This is a genomic window from Acinetobacter lactucae, assembly GCF_001605885.1.
Lineage (GTDB): Bacteria > Pseudomonadota > Gammaproteobacteria > Pseudomonadales > Moraxellaceae > Acinetobacter > Acinetobacter lactucae.
Genome location: NZ_LRPE01000039.1, coordinates 20,200 through 36,430 on the forward strand (window position 1 = coordinate 20,200; position 16,231 = coordinate 36,430).

A 16,231-nucleotide genomic window follows, 5' to 3' on the forward strand; every position below is an offset into this window, starting at 1 on the left:
TACATGAAATTTAACTAAGATAATGCTTCAAATAAGTGAAAATATGATTAAAAAAATAATTAGTTAAAATTATATAATATAAAAATTATTATTATTTTTATGTCTAAATTAAATAAATTATTATTTCTTTAAATATTATTTAATAACAAAAAATGTGACTAAAAATACACATTGACAGCTTTTGAGATCTAACCAATACTAAATCGCAATTATTGAGATACACATCTCATTAATTAACTCGCGCAATAAATAATACTTACTTAAAAATACATAATTATACAGGAAATAGACCAACATGTTTTTACTAAAAAATCTCGTATCTTCGATATCAAAAGTGACTCAAGACTTGGGCAACATTATATCGGTGAACACTACTGTAACGGGCGGCTCTTCTGTTGAGGGTCAGATATCAACCTCTGGTTTACTTTCAGACACTCTATCTACAGTAACAAATACCCTTACTACGACCACAACGGGCCTTATTTCTGATACCGTTGGTACTGTTACTGGCAGTATCGGTTCTACAAGTCCTGTAGACACAGTAACTAATATTATTGGCGGAGTAACTGGCGGTATTGATCTTGGAACTTCTCCAATTTCTCCAGTTATTGACGTTGTTCAAGGTGGTATCGACATTCTTCAGGGTGTTGAAAGCCTAAAAACTGAAATTATCAATACTGGCATTGAAACTGTTGCGGATACTATCATTGGTGTCCTTCCTCAAACTGAACACCCTGTTTCTGAAATTGCTGATCTTGGCACTTTAACTTTCGAAACTTCTCGTGACACAGTAAATGGCACGCTTGAAGTTATTTCTGATCTAGTGGGTGGAGATATTCAAGGCGCAACTGAGTCTGCTACTGGTGTCGTTGAAACATTAATCACTAATGGCACAACTGCGACTGGTATTGTTACTGAGGTTGTCGGCAGCATTACAGATGTCGTTGGCGGTGTAACTGGTGGTGTTGATGGTAACCCTCTCGAAGTAATTACCGATATTATTGGCGGTGTAACTGGCGGTGTTGATGGTAATCCGCTTGAAGTAATTACTGATATTATCGGCGGCGTAACTGGTGGCGTTGACGGAAATCCGCTTGAAGTAATTACTGACATTATCGGTGGTGTAACTGGTGGTATCGGTGATGGCACATCTCCAATCTCACCAGTTATTGACGTTGTTCAAGGCGGCATTGATATTATACAAGGGGTAGAAAGTTTAAAAACTGAGATCATTAATACTGGTATCGACACTGTTGCTGATACTATTATTGGTATTCTTCCACAAACTGAATACCCAGTTTCAGACCTAGCAGATCTTGGTACTTTAACCTTTGAAACCTCACGCGACACGGTAAATGGTGCTCTTGAAGTTGTTTCTGATTTAGTTGGTGGCGACATTCAAGGGGCTACTGAATCAGCAACAGGTATTCTCGATACGCTGATTACAAATGGCACAACTGCTACTGGAATTATTAATAACATTATCGGCGGCGCAACAAGTGGTGATAGCCCACTTGGCGTGGTAACCGACATTATTGGTGGTGTAACTGGTGGCGTTGACGGTAACCCACTTGAAGTAATTACTGACATTATCGGTGGTGTAACTGGTGGCGTTGACGGTAACCCACTTGAAGTAATTACTGACATTATCGGTGGTGTAACTGGTGGTGTTGATGGAAACCCACTTGAGGTAATTACTGACATCATCGGTGGTGTAACTGGTGGTGTTGATGGAAACCCACTTGAGGTAATCACTGACATCATTGGTGGTGTAACTGGCGGAATCGGTGGTGGAACTTCTCCAATCTCTCCAGTCATTGATGTCGTTCAAGGCGGTATTGATATTCTTCAGGGTGTAGAAAGCTTAAAAACTGAAATTATCAACACTGGTATCGACACTGTTGCTAACACAATCATTGGTATTCTTCCACAAGCAGAACATCCTGTTTCTGAAATTGCCGACCTCGGCACATTAACTTTTGAAACTTCTCGCGACACAGTAAACGGCGCACTTGAAGTTGTTTCTGATTTAGTTGGTGGTGACATCCAAGGTGCTACCGAATCTGCTACTGGTATTCTCGATACGCTTATTACAAATGGAACAACTGCTACTGGATTAGTAACAGAAATCATTGGTGGATTGACAGGAACTATTGGTGGAGTTACTGGTGGAGATAGCTCACTAGGCTTAGTTACTGATTTACTTGGCGGTTTAACTGGTAGCGTAGATGGTGATAGTCCTCTTGGCTTAGTGACCGACCTTCTAGGCGGCTTAACTGGTGGCGTTACTGGCGGTACAGACAACCCTATCGGCATCGTAACAGATATCGTGGGTAGCTTAACGGGCGGTGTGACTGGGGAAGGCGGATTAGATGTTATCTCTAATTTACTAGGTGGATTAACTGGTGGCAGCTTACTCGGTGGTGTAACGTCTACAGTATCTAATGTAACTAATACAACGCATACTATCGTACCTACATCATTACTTACTGATAACTTCTTAGAAAACTCTTTCAATACTGTTTAATATAAGTCGTAAAATAAAGCCACTTATTACAAGTGGCTTTATTTATTGATATATCTTTAAATATTAATTCATTTCTTCCCATCTATAATATTTCTTATGCGCCAGCTCTAACATTGCATAATCATTAGGTGTATCACCATAAGCATAAATTGTAGAATACTGAGTTAAATCATATTTGTTTTTTATTCTATTTACTTTTTCTAAATAACCACAATCACCATTAATAAAATCACCTGTCAAAATACCATCACGTATTTCAAGTTGATTACATATAACGTCTAAATCTAAAGATTGGCACCAGCTTTCTAGATAAACGCCTAATGATGCAGATACAACAACAACCTGATCACCTTGTTGTTTATGCCAAAGAATACGTTCTAAAGCATTTTGACGCACACAGGTAGGGAGTACATTTTTAGCAAACTCTTGCCCTATATATTTTAGGGAATCCGCATCATAGCCCACGTATCCCACTTGGCAGAGTTTAGTTCGAATAGTTTTATCGGTTACCCATTCAAGCTTATAACCCGCTATATAAGGTGCAAGTCGAATACCACCTAGTATTTGAGCTTTTTTATTTAAAGAAAATTTAAGGAATAGGCTGAATGTATCGCTGTGAGTGATCGTGCCGTCAAAGTCAAATAAAGCTAAGTTCATTTATGATTATCTCTAATATAATTAAAAAGTTATAAATTTAGATTTTTTTAAAGTACTAAAAAGCAGGCACAAAAAAACCGCTATAAAAGCGGTTAATTCTTCAAGTTGGTGCGCTCAGAGAGATTCGAACTCCCGACCCCTTAGTTCGTAGCCAAGTGCTCTATCCAGCTGAGCTATGAGCGCGTAACTTGTGTGCCTTTCAGCGATTCGTTCTATTTTACTTGGTGCGCTCAGAGAGATTCGAACTCCCGACCCCTTAGTTCGTAGCCAAGTGCTCTATCCAGCTGAGCTATGAGCGCATTAAGTAAATGGCGGTGAGAGAGGGATTCGAACCCTCGATACCAGTAATAGGTATGCTTCCTTAGCAGGGAAGTGATTTCAGCCACTCATCCACCTCACCGGAACGAGCCGCCATAATACAAACTAAAACCCTATTGTTCAAGTCATCATAGTGAAATTTTCTTGTTTTTTAGTTCAATGAATTATTTTTTAAGCAATTTTCTCATTATTTTCGTCTTTTTCGATCAAACGCTTGTTAAGATAGATATTATTTCTTCATTAAAATACTGTAGTGCATAACACATTATTGCAAACCTAAACGTGCAGTTCGGGTCTGCATGACTTATGCTAAACTTATCTGCCAAGCGTGAAACCAAACGACATGACAAAAAACTGGGCTGACCCCGAAGCAAAAGCTGAAGCTGAACGTTATGACAATCCTATTCCAAGCCGTACTCTTATTTTAGATACATTGGAACAATTGCAGACACCGCAATCTCATGCAGAACTTGTCGATCATTTTAATATTCATGACCAAAAAAGTATTGAAGCTCTAAGTCACCGCTTAAGTGCCATGGTTCGTGATGGCCAAATCATGAAAGACGGTTTTAAATTTCAGTTGGTGGCAGATCAACCAACCTATGAGGCAACTGTTTACATTAATAGTAAAGGTTTAGGTACGGCACATATTGATGGTCAAACTGATCTTTTACTTCCTGAACGCGAATTACGTTTAGTATTTAATGGTGACCGAGTTAGAGTGCGCCAGACTTCGGTTGACCGTAAAGGTAAACCTTGGGGTTTTATCACAGAAGTTTTACAGCATCGTGTTAAACAATTAATTGGTAAATTGTCAGTTCACGATGGCGAATATTTTATTCAACCCAACAATCCAAATCAGCACCAACCTATTCCCTTAGAAAAAGAACTGGTAACCCACGCTGAAGCAAATGTTGGCGATATGCTACGTGTCGCAATAGATAGTTATCCGACTCGTGAAGAATTTGCGACGGCGCATATTATTCAATCTATGGCCGACAAAGCTGATACAGAAATTATTATTCCACAAACTATTCTTGAGTTTGGCTTACCTTACGAATTTCCAGATGAAGTTATAAAAGAAGCTGAAAGTTTTAAAGAGCCTTCCGCTCAAGATCGTGAAGGCCGCATCGATTTACGAGATTTAGCATTAGTTACGATCGATGGTGAAGATGCTCGAGATTTTGACGATGCGGTTTATGCAGAAAAGCGTCCAGGTGGCGGTTATCGTGTAGTTGTCGCGATTGCTGATGTTAGCCATTATGTACGCTTAGACTCAGCCCTCAATGAAGAAGCTGAGGAACGTGGTACTTCTGTATACTTCCCTCACTTTGTATTACCGATGCTACCAGAGGCTTTATCAAATGGCTTATGCTCTTTGAACCCTCATGTAGACCGTTTATGTATGGTCTGTGACTTGAAGCTCTCTCGTACAGGCCGTGTAACAGGTTACGATTTTTATCCATCGGTCATGCATTCAAAAGCACGGTTGACCTATACACAGGTAGCACAATATTTTGACGGCGCAACAGATGCGATTCCAAAAGATCGTGATGTTCATAAATCTTTGAATACGCTTTTCCAGCTTTATCAGATTTTGAAAAATTTACGTGCTGATCGTCATGCAATGGAATTTGAAACCATTGAAACCTACATGACTTTTGATGAGCTAGGCGGGATTAAAGAAATTTTGCCACGTACACGTAATGAAGCACATAAGCTCATTGAAGAGTGTATGTTGCTTGCTAACGTTGCTGCGGCTGAATATGCATTAGAACATGATGTTCCAATGTTATATCGCGTGCACGAAGCGCCAGAGTTCTCTCGTATTCAAAAAGTAAAAGACTTTGTAAAATTACTGGGTCTACCCTTCCCTGACCAGCCAACTCAAGCAGACTATCAAAGAGTTATTGAGGCAACTAAAGATCGTATTGATGCACCGAGCATTCATGCTGTCTTATTACGCTCAATGATGCAAGCTTATTATGGCGCTAAAAATGCAGGGCACTATGGTTTGGCTTATGAAGCTTATACGCATTTTACTTCGCCAATCCGTCGCTACCCAGATTTATTATTACACCGTGCCATTAAAGCACATCTCAAACAAAAGCCTTTTCCACTCTCTGGTGCTGCACTAGATGATGCAGGTGAACATTTCTCTCAAACCGAGCGTCGTGCTGATGAAGCATCTCGCAGCGTAACGACTTGGTTGAAGTGCCACTACATGCAACAGCATTTAGGGGATGAGTTTATAGGTATTGTGAGTGCAGTAACCGAATTTGGTTTGTTTGTGACGCTGAAAGATCTATATGTCGATGGCATGATTCATATTAGCCAACTCGGCGATGACTTCTTTATTTATGACCAAGCGAGTCAAAATCTAGTAGGTCAAAATCGTGGTCAAGTCTTTGGTTTAGGCGATGAAGTTAAAATTCAGGTTGCTGGCGTCAATCTGGAAGAACGTAAAATTGACTTCCAGCTGATTAAACAAGTAACTCATGCAGGCCGAGTAGTTCGTAGCCGTGCACCGCGCACGACTAAAACAACTGCACAGGCTAACGAAGAAGTCTTTAGTAAACCAACCGTCAGCAGTGATGGTGAAAGACCTGTTCACAAAAAGAAAGAAAAAAGCAAGCCAAGTTCTTACACCAAAAAATCTGGTAAAAAAACCTCAGCAAAAGCTGAGACTAAACCAGAGAAGGTGAAGAAAAAATCGAAGCCTAAAAAGAAAAAGTCGAATGCAAAATCAAAGGCTGAATAATGAGTAAATAATTATCACGTTTTAGTAATAAGTCTCCAATAGGAGGCTTATTTCTTTTTAAAAGGGTTATTTTACAGATTAAGCTTGATTTCCGACTTCAGAGGACCTACATCTAATACTATGTTTAAAAAATAATGTGGCTATTAGCAATGACTTTACAGCAAGCGACTTTACCAACTCCTCATTTTGATCAAATCAAATTAGAAAATTTAAAACAGGATATTCAGCAAGCAATTCAAGCTGGACAAGAGTTTTTAAATACACTTACAGCCGCACCTATAGATACAGCTCAGCAACTTGCCGTACTTGAGCAAGTCGATACGCTTGAAAATAATCTAAGTGAATCATGGGGTGTTCTATCGCACTTAAATGCAGTAATGAGTAATTCAGAAACGAGAGAAGTTTATCAATCCTTATTACCAGCATTGAGTGAATATTACACTCAGCTTGGTCAACATACGGCGCTTTATCAAACTTATCAACACATCCATGATGGTCAAGGCTATACGTCGCTTAGCCCAGCCCAACAAAGTGCGATTCGCCTAGCTTTACGTGACTTTAAACTTTCTGGTGTAGCCTTAGAGGGTGAAGAGAAAAAACGTTATGCAGAGATTTCTGCGCGTCTTTCACAGCTTTCTTCTGATTTTTCAAATCACGTACTTGATGCAACACAAGCTTACTTTAAGCCACTTACCGAAGATCAGCTAAAAGGTCTTCCAGAAAGTAATATTGAATTATTAAAACAGTACGGCAAACAACGTGAACTTGATCAAGCTGTAGCAACCCTAGATTTTCCAGCATATTTTGCAATCATGACTTATGCCGATGACCGTGCATTGCGTGAAGAGCTTTATAGAGCTTATGTAACTCGTGCATCTGATCAGTCTGAACAAACTGAGTTTGATAACAGCAAAATTATGGAAGAAATTTTGAGTCTTCGTCAGGAAATGGCGAAACTACTTGGTTTCAATAACTATGCTGAATATTCTCTGGCAAGCAAAATGGCACCAGACGTAAAAACAGTACATGATTTTTTGGTTGACCTAGCAGAGCATGCGCGTGCTCCTGCGCTTCAAGAAGTTGCCGAACTTCAAGAAATTGCCAAACAAGATGGTGTTGATGAACTTAAACCTTGGGATACAACTTACTATTCTGAAAAGCTTAAACAGCAACAATTCAACTTATCTCAAGAAGCATTAAAACCTTATTTTCCTGCACCTAAAGTTATTCAGGGATTATTCCAGATTGTGCAGCGTCTATACGGCATTAACATTATTGAAAGACAAACACCTGTTTGGCATCCAGATGCACGCTATTTTGAATTAGAAGACCAAGGCCAAGTGATTGGTGGCTTCTTCTTTGACATCTATGCACGTACAGGTAAACGTGGCGGCGCATGGATGAATGGTTTCCGTTCGCGCATGCAAACACTTCATGGTTTACAAAAACCAATTTGCTACATGGTGTGTAATTTCACTCCTCCAGTAGGTGACCAACCTGCTTTATTGACTCATGACGAAGTGATTACTTTGTTCCACGAGTTTGGACATGGTTTACATCATATGTTGACCGAAGTAGATAATATCTCGGTTGCAGGAACGCACGGTGTTGCTTGGGATGCAGTAGAGCTACCAAGCCAGTTTATGGAGTTCTGGTCATGGGATAAAGAAAGCCTCGATGTACTAAGTGAACACATCGATAGTAAACAAACTTTGCCACAAGAATTACTGGATGCTTTATTAAATGCCCGATTCTTCCAATCTGGTATGCAAACTTTGCGTCAGCTTGAATTTGCGTTGTTTGACTTGACCATTCACACCAAAACACCTGCCCTGAACAGTGAGCAAATTCAGCAAACATTAAATGATATTCGTAAGCAATATGCGGTCGTTCCTACTGTCGACTACAACCGTTTCCAACATAGTTTTAGTCATATTTTTGCTGGCGGTTATGCCGCAGGTTATTACTCTTACAAATGGGCAGAAGTTTTAGCAAGTGATGCATTTGATCGTTTTGAAAATGAAGGCATTTTTAACACTCAAACGGGTAAAGAATTCCGTCAGGCAATTCTAGCTGTGGGTGGAAAAGACACTGCGCTTGAGGCATTTGTTAATTTCCGTGGGCGCGAGCCTAAAATTGACGCGCTGTTACGTCATCAAGGTTGGACGAATGACAACAAAACCGCTTAAACTATGGGCCTAAATTGATCGTGTGGTTAGGGTGATAAAGATGAAAAAACGTTTCATTGCTGGAGCAAAATGTCCAAAATGTGAAGCCATGGATCGAATTGTCATGCTAACCACCGCAGAAGACGAATGGATTGAATGTATCGAATGCGGTTATAGCGAAAATCGTCCGACTCATGTGGATGAGCCTGAAACACCTGCTATACCTGATGAAATTGGGGTAATACAGTTCAAGCCACGTCGTCCCGACTAAAGGTCTTAAACATGCCACTACAAAGAAAACAAAACTCAAAATTATTATGGATTTTAATTGGGGGCTTAAGCATTCTCGTAGTGCTTTTTTTTGCAGCGCAATGGTTTTTTAAAAAAACCGAGTCGTCAGCACCACTGGTTGATCCACAACCTGTCTCAACACCCGCTCCTGCTAAACTGAAACCGACCGATCCACTACCAAGTTCTGAACCCTTAGCTGAAAATGCAAGCTCTCAGCAACTTGTCAGTGAAAATGTGCTTAAAGAACCAGTACCAGCCCAAGAGTCTTTAGCGAAGGAAGAAGTATCTAAACTTGAAGATATTCATCGCCAGTTAAAAGATCAGGAAGCAACCTTAAAAGCTCAGCATGCTGATGCTGATCAATTAACTAAACTCAAAGAAGAACAAGTTAAATTGCTTGAAGCTCAGCTCAAACAGCAATAGTTTTTGAGTAAACTCTTAAAAAAGCTAAAGTCATCTATCTTTAGCTTTTTTTATTTGGATTTTAAAATAGTACTAATTACCTGTTTCTAAATTTACTCAATCCACTTATTAAAAAAGCCCTCCATTTAGGAAGGCTTTTTGTATAACCGATAATTTGATTTCAGTTATTTATACCAATCGAATAACTTAAATACATATGGCACATAAGTAACCAATACTAGTGATGAGAACAAGACAATAATTGGTAGCAACCAGCGCTCATACCGGAAGTAGAAGCTTGTATATTTCTCTTTCGCTTCTGCATCAGCAGCATTCACTTCATCATCTCCAACGGACAACCGCGTGAGTAAATGGTTCAAGGCAACTGGTGGTGTTACATAGCCAAACTCGAATGCAACTAATACAATCATCCAGAAATGAATTGGATGAATACCATTTTCGTATGCCACAGGCGCAATGGTTGCAGCAACTAAAATTACAGCACCAAATGGATCTGTACACATACCAATAATGGCAAGTAATAGCGCAATACATGCAAGTGAGATATAGATACTGCCCAAATGAGTCGGCAATAATTCAACCACTTCAGAGCGTTCAATTAAACCACCTACACTTGCAGACAGGGCCATCAAGATAATCAGAGCACCAATATGACCTACAGTTTCTAAAGTCGCAAAACGAAGTGCTCCACCAAAACCGAGACGGAATTGAGAGCTATGCGGATCATGGGCACGTAGGAATGGTGATTTCTGTTCGTGTTCACGAACAATCGCCTCATGAATATTGATTGCAGGAGCTTCTTTTGTAGAGACCAATTTGTCATATAGGATCATTGCGATCAGAACTAATGGCAAAATTACTGGTGCAGTAAATTCGTTCATTCCTGTGTCTAGTGCATATTTATAAATCGCAAGAACAACAACAGTAATTAAAATGTATGGAATTACGGGTACAAATGCACGCATCATGCCTGGAATCGCAACTTTTGGTGAATTCACACGGAATTTTTCTTCAGCCAAAAGTAATGAAACACCCAAGAAAATAAATGCAGTTAACCAAAATACATAGATACCATGACCAAATAGCTCATCCGACGTGACATGACGGCTATCAAGCATTGCAATTAAAACAACCAGTAGACATGGACGTACAACTACCCCTAAAGAACCTGACATTGCAGACACAGCCAAAGCATATTGACGGCGAGCACCCGCATTCCAGACTTCTTTATAAATAATTGCACCTGCTGCAATAACGAAGATACCGGATGCACCTGTATAGGCTGTTGGTACAGCAGCAGCAATTAGAATTAACCAAGTTAAGGTTTCTGGCGCCAAGTTCCATGGACGAAGTACATTAAGGAACAAGTCCATAACGCGTGTTTGAGTCAAAAGCATACCTGCCCAAATAAATAAGGCAAGGTTTAAGAAAATACCTGAGAACTCAACCAATAAACCAAGGTAAATCCCTTGTCCCATTGGGTAATCCATGAAGAACGTGAACGCTACGCCCGTAATCACAGCCATGTAAGCATATAAAGGCACACATAGTAAGGCTAAGCCAATATTACCGCCTTCACGTTTTGGTGGAGGTGAAACAAACAATTGGTAAAGACTAATTAAGGTCAGGACAACAAATAAAATCATCCAGATCCAGTAAATAGTCACCGTTTCATAGGTAGGTGTTACCCCGGAATTAATGACTGAACGATACTGACTAATTACAGAGGTACTTAGTAAAGCATTACCAATCACCATGAAGATGGAATAAACTTTGTAATCTATTTTTGTAGCTGGATTACGCAAGCCAATATGATGAAATTTCAACGATGCTGTAATCGCAGAAATTAGAACCATAAAGATGAGTAAAATTGCGCGATTTTCTGTACCGAATTTAAAAATACCAAAGAAACCTGTCTCGATAGCACGGTAAGTACGTACCCCTGGGTTAGCTTCGATATATTTTATGGTTTTATCATATGCCTGATATTTTTCATCACATTGTTGCTGCGCTGCGAGTAGCGATGCACGGACATCACTTTCTGACGCTGCACCAAAGAAACTTGCGAAATCATCAGACGCATTCGCTTTCATTTGTTCTTTTACTTGAGCCTCGATATTTGGATGTCGATCACAAGTCGGCTTTTCAGGTTCAGCACGCAAAAAAGAATATTGCATACCTGTAGCAGGGTCACCATAAAGACGCTCCCCGATACGTAATAACTGTCCGTGGATCATTTCCCCGGTACCAATTATCAGAGTCATTAATAGCAGAATAAGGATAACGAATGTTGAGATCCATTCGTTCCAGATATAACCCAGTAGACCTAATCCAGATCTTTTTTCTTGATGTTCTTGCATAAATATTCCAATTTTGTTCTCTCAAGTCCCTAAAAATTAAAGAATTGAGTCATGCAATTTTTCTTGGTCAGGGGTTAAATCCATCCCCCTTCTACCAATCCCTTTATTCAACGATCAAATTTGCATCAAACTTTGTTAATAAAGAATGACTAAAATCTCTTTTTTAACAGTTTGTATTGTCAATGTTTCTTTTTTAATCTCTGGAAAAGCCAATAGCATCCTCCAAAAATTGCTCCACCTATCGCTCCATATAAATGGGCTTCAGTTAAAACAGGGCTCCCTATTAACTGGGCAGTTCCTGTTTGGCCGAATGTATTTTCCCATATGAGTTTGGCTACGATTAAACCTAGTACCAACAAAGCGAAATTACGTTCTTTACGATATTGCAGATAAACTAAAGCAACCGCTGTATATAGCCCATGTAAGACGCCAGATAGCCCTGCATACGCTTCGATATAAGGTAAATAAAAATAAAACATCAAACTAATAAAAGGTGGCAACAGCAAAAGTAGGCTTAAAAGATGCCATGCTTTTGTATGCGGAAAGATAAAGGGTAAACAGGCGAATGCCATCATATTTAAAAGGAAATGAACCCATCCCACGTGTACCCAATGAGCAGTCCATAAACGCCAGAATTCACCAAGTAAACTTTCGCGCCAATAAATAAAAATATCAGGAAACACCTGTAGACAAGCAGATATGGAAATGCACACTGCGACCAAAAGCACTTTACTATTCAGTACATGATCCTTCATGGCACACTCCTTGAAATTAAACTTCTTACGATTATTGTAGAACTTAACAATAGACTCGCAAGAAGTTAGTCTTTCAAATATTCTTTACTGCGCTGCTGGTGGAGCAGATGAATCAGCAGGAACTTCAGATGCCGCTCCCCCATCAAACAACTCATCTAGCTCTGCGGCACCTTCATTCTTATCATCCCAGAAATGAGACATCCCATCATCTCCGGTACGTACACCAGTATGCTCAGTCCAATAACGGTCAGAGATACCACGTACAATAAGGCCAGCCATGCTATCGATTAACTTAAAGTTGGGATTGACAGGTTTGTCATCAGCTTGAGACGCTGCATAAGATCTTAACGCATCACGGATTTTTGCATCATCACCGCTTGCTTGGGCAGCTACCGCATATAAAGCATGAGATAGGCGAACACCTTTTTTCTCACCAATCTGAATTGACTGTTTTAAAGTTTGGTATGGATCAGGCTTTCCTTCATCAGCACCTGGCAATAAGGTCCAGATAACTGCACGAGTTGCGTTAGGTGCACCCCAGAATTTTTCATTATCTAGACAAACCATGCCACGCTCTACAATAGCAGCGATATCTTTAGGGACATTGACTGCACCACCTGAGTTAATATCGTTGGTTACAGCTTGAAGACCACTGATCATTCCAAGTAAATAAACAGTTTGATCAGTATCATTACGCATTGTTGGGCAAGAATCACCTAAGTGATATTTATATTTAGATTCCCACCGATCAGCAAACAACTTATAACCCGTATATTGACGTTCAGCAGCAATTGCCGCCCAACGCTTTTGGGCAATACGTGCATCTTGGGCTTCTGTCACTTGACCAGCTTTTGAGGCACGCAAATAACGCAATTCCTGTTCTAATGCTTGATTTTCCGCACATACGCCTGAAGCAGCATACATTAATACCGCAACACGTGTTGGATCTGCGCCCATACCTTTAGTAGACATGATTGCTGGTGTTAAAGCACTACCAGTATTACAAACCATTTCAGCATCTTGCATTGCCAGAATAGGCGGAACGACGTGCTTTTCCGTAAAACCTAGAGCAACATTTGCTCCGGTTTTCACGACGTATGAACAACCTGATAAAACTGAAGCTGCAAGAAAACTCACCGCCAAACCTTGGCTTATTTTTTGGACTTTAGACATCTTCCTGTCCTCTATGTAATTTGTTTTTTCCTTTTCAGATGTACATTAGCAGATGCATATCTTGAATAAAAGAGTAATTACTCTAATTGTAGCGCTTATACTTTGACACACTTCACAGCAGATAAAATTGACAGTTTTTCAAGGAAACAGAAATTTTAGGCAAAAAAAAGTAGCATTGCGACGGTTCAGCACATGCTACTTATTAACTGGGACAAGCTTTTAACGGCTTATATTATTTTTGTTCTATATAATCCTTAAGTAAAGTTCCTGCTCTTCCTACTACTACAGCCATAACTACTGCAATTAACAGAAACATCCACATTGAAATCTCCATGAGAGACCTCCTTACTACAATCGCACCCAGTTACTGGACACTTGATGAAATTAATCGATTAACCAATTTTAATAATTGACTGATCGACGACCTTGCATCCTCTGTCTCTTAACTTTGTTAATATTAACTCTGTTAAGATATTCCCTGAGTAAAGTTCCTGCTCTTCCTACTACCACTGCCAAAATTATGGCAATGACCAAGAACGACCATGTTGGCATCTCCATTTTGAGACCTCCGACACACTTTACGTTGGTGTTTGTACTTTAACCGATCAAATAGATACCCATAGGTGAAATTGTCAGACAATTGTCTTTCCTTGGCTTTTTTCTATATTTTAATTAGACAATCCTAAGCTCAAGGAATAAAAAAATAATTAAGTTTTTGTTTTTTATAATTTTTAAATAAATATACAATTGTAGAATTGTCTAACAATTAATAGAGTTTTTCTAAAACTTTTAATCTTTTCCACTGCTCAATAGAAAGCTGATCGAACCAAACAGTTGTTGCTTTCGCAGATGCCCCTTCAAAATAAATCACTACAAACATCTGATAATCAATTATTTTTCTAATTTCCGCACGGTAAATTTCTTTTTCCGAGTAATATGCAACCGACCATAATTTTTGATCTAAATATTCAATTTGAGATATTTGTGTTTGCTTTAAAAAGAAAATAAAACCAATAAATATAAAAATGACAGCACATAGCCACCATATCGGCATTAATAATTGATAAAGCAAGATTGCTAAACCCAAACCAATAAAAAGCTGAAATATTACCGAGACACGGCTATATTTCAGCTCAAAATTTAATTCTTTTATCAAAACAGTTTAGCCATGTACATACTGTTTTAATTTATAAATAAATTCACGTAACTCAGTACGTGGAGGCTCAGAAACTTCCATGAACCAATCTAATAAATCTGGATCTTCTTGATCAACTAACTCTGCAAATAATGCTTTTTCTGCTGGAGCAGCTTTTAAATAATAGTTTTTTACATACGGGTCAAAATAGACGTCAATTTCTTTTAAGCCGCGGCGTGCTCGATAAATTACTTTACGTTCTTCCAAGGTCATTTCGTCAGACATTTACGTCCCCATCTGCGTTGATAGTGCGCCTAGTTTACCTGATCACATCCTAAAGATCGCTAAAAATATCAAATTGACCAAATTTATCATATTGTACTCATAATTGAGCATTCATCACATTGTTCGGGATGAAATGCTTCCGTATGTTTAGGATATAACATCACACCTGAACCAAGGAAGAAATACAAATGCAATCTGGTGCCATCCGTCCTATTCCAAATATGCTACCGAGACAATTATTCAATGAGGAACACGAAGCCTTCCGTGAGACAGTGCGCAAATTCTATGAAAAGGAAGTAGTTCCCAATATAGAAAAATATGAGAAACAGCAACATGTTGACCGAGATCTTTGGAATAAAGCTGGCGAATTAGGTCTTCTTTGCACCACAATGCCAGAGCAATATGGCGGTTCTGGGGTAGATCGTCTATACAGTATGATTCTTATAGAAGAACAAGCGTATGCGATGGACTCTAGTACGGGCTTTTCTTTGCATTCCGACATTGTTGCTAATTACGTTAACAATTTTGGTAATGAAGAGCAAAAACAAAAATGGTTACCGAAAATGGCCACTGGAGAAGTGGTGACTGCTATTGCCATGACAGAACCGGGCACCGGTTCAGATTTACAAGCGGTAAGAACCACAGCGGTTCTTGATGGTGACGAATATGTCATTAATGGTTCTAAGATTTTTATTACAAATGGCTACTTATGCGATATGGCCGTAGTCGTTTGTAAGACTGGTAATAGTGATAAAGGTTCGGCGAACTTATCCTTAATTATTGTGGAAGCAGACCGTGCTGGTTTTAGTAAAGGTAAACCTCTCAACAAAATTGGTATGAAAGGCCAAGATACTTGCGAATTATTCTTTGATAACGTTCGTGTTCCTAAAGAAAATCTTTTAGGCATGGAAGGTATGGGCTTTATCATGCTCATGAAAGAATTAGCATGGGAACGAATGTTAGTTGCTATTATTTGTCAGGCAGGTGCTGAAGCAGCATTTGCACATACCGTTCAATATACAAAAGATCGTAAGGCTTTTGGTAAACCTATAGGCGCATTTCAGAATACACGCTTTAAACTTGCTGAACTTAGAACAGAAATCGATTTCTGTCGTACTTATCTAGATCGTTGTATGGAATTACAACTTGAAGAGAAGTTGAGTGTCGAAGCCGCCGCAGCTGCTAAATATAAAATTTCTGACATGTTCTCGAAGATTGTAGATGAATGTCTTCAATTACATGGTGGTTATGGCTATATGCTTGAATATCCAATTGCGCGTGCCTACATAGATCATCGAGCAAATCGAATTTATGCAGGTACAAATGAAATCATGAAAGAATTAATTTCAAGAACACTTTGATACCTTCATAAGAAAAG

At 39.2% G+C, this 16,231-nt stretch carries 12 protein-coding genes and 3 tRNA genes; 6 read left to right on the forward strand and 9 right to left on the reverse strand.

What is annotated here, in order from left to right:
• The first annotated feature begins 295 nt into the window (after nt 1–295).
• Nucleotides 296–2,527, forward strand: a complete 2,232-nt coding sequence (locus AWW73_RS16020; protein WP_062850157.1) for a beta strand repeat-containing protein — start codon at nt 296–298, stop codon at nt 2,525–2,527.
• A 63-nt stretch (nt 2,528–2,590) separates the two neighbouring features.
• Here the strand turns inward: AWW73_RS16020 and AWW73_RS16025 are convergent, their stop codons facing one another.
• The 4 genes from AWW73_RS16025 to AWW73_RS16040 form a co-directional block, all read right to left on the reverse strand.
• The gene (locus AWW73_RS16025) at nt 2,591–3,184 is read right to left on the reverse strand and encodes an HAD-IB family hydrolase (RefSeq protein ID WP_062850158.1); all 594 of its coding nucleotides are present in this window, start codon (nt 3,182–3,184) and stop codon (nt 2,591–2,593) included.
• 106 nt (nt 3,185–3,290) lie between these two features.
• Nucleotides 3,291–3,367, reverse strand: a tRNA-Arg gene (locus AWW73_RS16030).
• A gap of 39 nt (nt 3,368–3,406) precedes the next feature.
• A tRNA-Arg gene (locus AWW73_RS16035) sits at nt 3,407–3,483 on the reverse strand.
• Between the two features lie 10 nt (nt 3,484–3,493).
• Nucleotides 3,494–3,584 (reverse strand) — tRNA-Ser (locus tag AWW73_RS16040).
• A gap of 261 nt (nt 3,585–3,845) precedes the next feature.
• Here AWW73_RS16040 and rnr point away from each other — a divergent pair.
• From rnr to AWW73_RS16060, 4 genes are all read left to right on the forward strand, one after another.
• A complete protein-coding gene (gene rnr / locus AWW73_RS16045) occupies nt 3,846–6,263 on the forward strand; it encodes a ribonuclease R (protein ID WP_062850159.1) in 2,418 nt (805 codons plus the stop codon).
• A gap of 134 nt (nt 6,264–6,397) precedes the next feature.
• On the forward strand, nt 6,398–8,452 hold the full coding sequence (locus tag AWW73_RS16050) for a M3 family metallopeptidase (protein ID WP_062850160.1): 2,055 nt from the start codon (nt 6,398–6,400) through the stop codon (nt 8,450–8,452).
• Between the two features lie 40 nt (nt 8,453–8,492).
• Nucleotides 8,493–8,702, forward strand: a complete 210-nt coding sequence (locus AWW73_RS16055; protein WP_016142985.1) for a YheV family putative zinc ribbon protein — start codon at nt 8,493–8,495, stop codon at nt 8,700–8,702.
• A gap of 11 nt (nt 8,703–8,713) precedes the next feature.
• Nucleotides 8,714–9,145: a hypothetical protein gene (locus tag AWW73_RS16060; RefSeq protein WP_062850161.1), complete on the forward strand. Its 432-nt coding sequence runs from the start codon at nt 8,714–8,716 to the stop codon at nt 9,143–9,145.
• A 164-nt stretch (nt 9,146–9,309) separates the two neighbouring features.
• Here AWW73_RS16060 and AWW73_RS16065 read toward each other — a convergent pair whose 3' ends face one another.
• From AWW73_RS16065 to AWW73_RS16085, 5 genes are all read right to left on the reverse strand, one after another.
• Complete coding sequence (locus AWW73_RS16065) at nt 9,310–11,505, reverse strand: TRAP transporter large permease subunit (RefSeq protein ID WP_062850162.1); 2,196 nt, start codon at nt 11,503–11,505, stop codon at nt 9,310–9,312.
• Between the two features lie 179 nt (nt 11,506–11,684).
• Entirely contained in the window at nt 11,685–12,260 is a 576-nt protein-coding gene (gene rrtA, locus AWW73_RS16070) for a rhombosortase (RefSeq protein ID WP_031949421.1), read from the reverse strand.
• An 84-nt stretch (nt 12,261–12,344) separates the two neighbouring features.
• Nucleotides 12,345–13,433, reverse strand: a complete 1,089-nt coding sequence (locus AWW73_RS16075) for a hypothetical protein (protein ID WP_014207738.1) — start codon at nt 13,431–13,433, stop codon at nt 12,345–12,347.
• A 766-nt stretch (nt 13,434–14,199) separates the two neighbouring features.
• Nucleotides 14,200–14,589, reverse strand: coding sequence for a hypothetical protein (locus AWW73_RS16080; RefSeq protein ID WP_062850163.1), 390 nt, complete (start codon nt 14,587–14,589; stop codon nt 14,200–14,202).
• Nucleotides 14,590–14,595: 6 nt separating this feature from the next.
• Nucleotides 14,596–14,853 carry an FAD assembly factor SdhE gene (locus AWW73_RS16085; protein WP_016143558.1) on the reverse strand — a complete coding sequence of 86 codons (258 nt, stop codon included), beginning with the start codon at nt 14,851–14,853 and terminating at the stop codon, nt 14,596–14,598.
• 188 nt (nt 14,854–15,041) lie between these two features.
• Here AWW73_RS16085 and AWW73_RS16090 point away from each other — a divergent pair, with 188 nt between their 5' ends.
• A complete protein-coding gene (locus tag AWW73_RS16090) occupies nt 15,042–16,214 on the forward strand; it encodes an acyl-CoA dehydrogenase family protein (RefSeq protein WP_016143559.1) in 1,173 nt (390 codons plus the stop codon).
• Nucleotides 16,215–16,231: the final 17 nt, after the last annotated feature.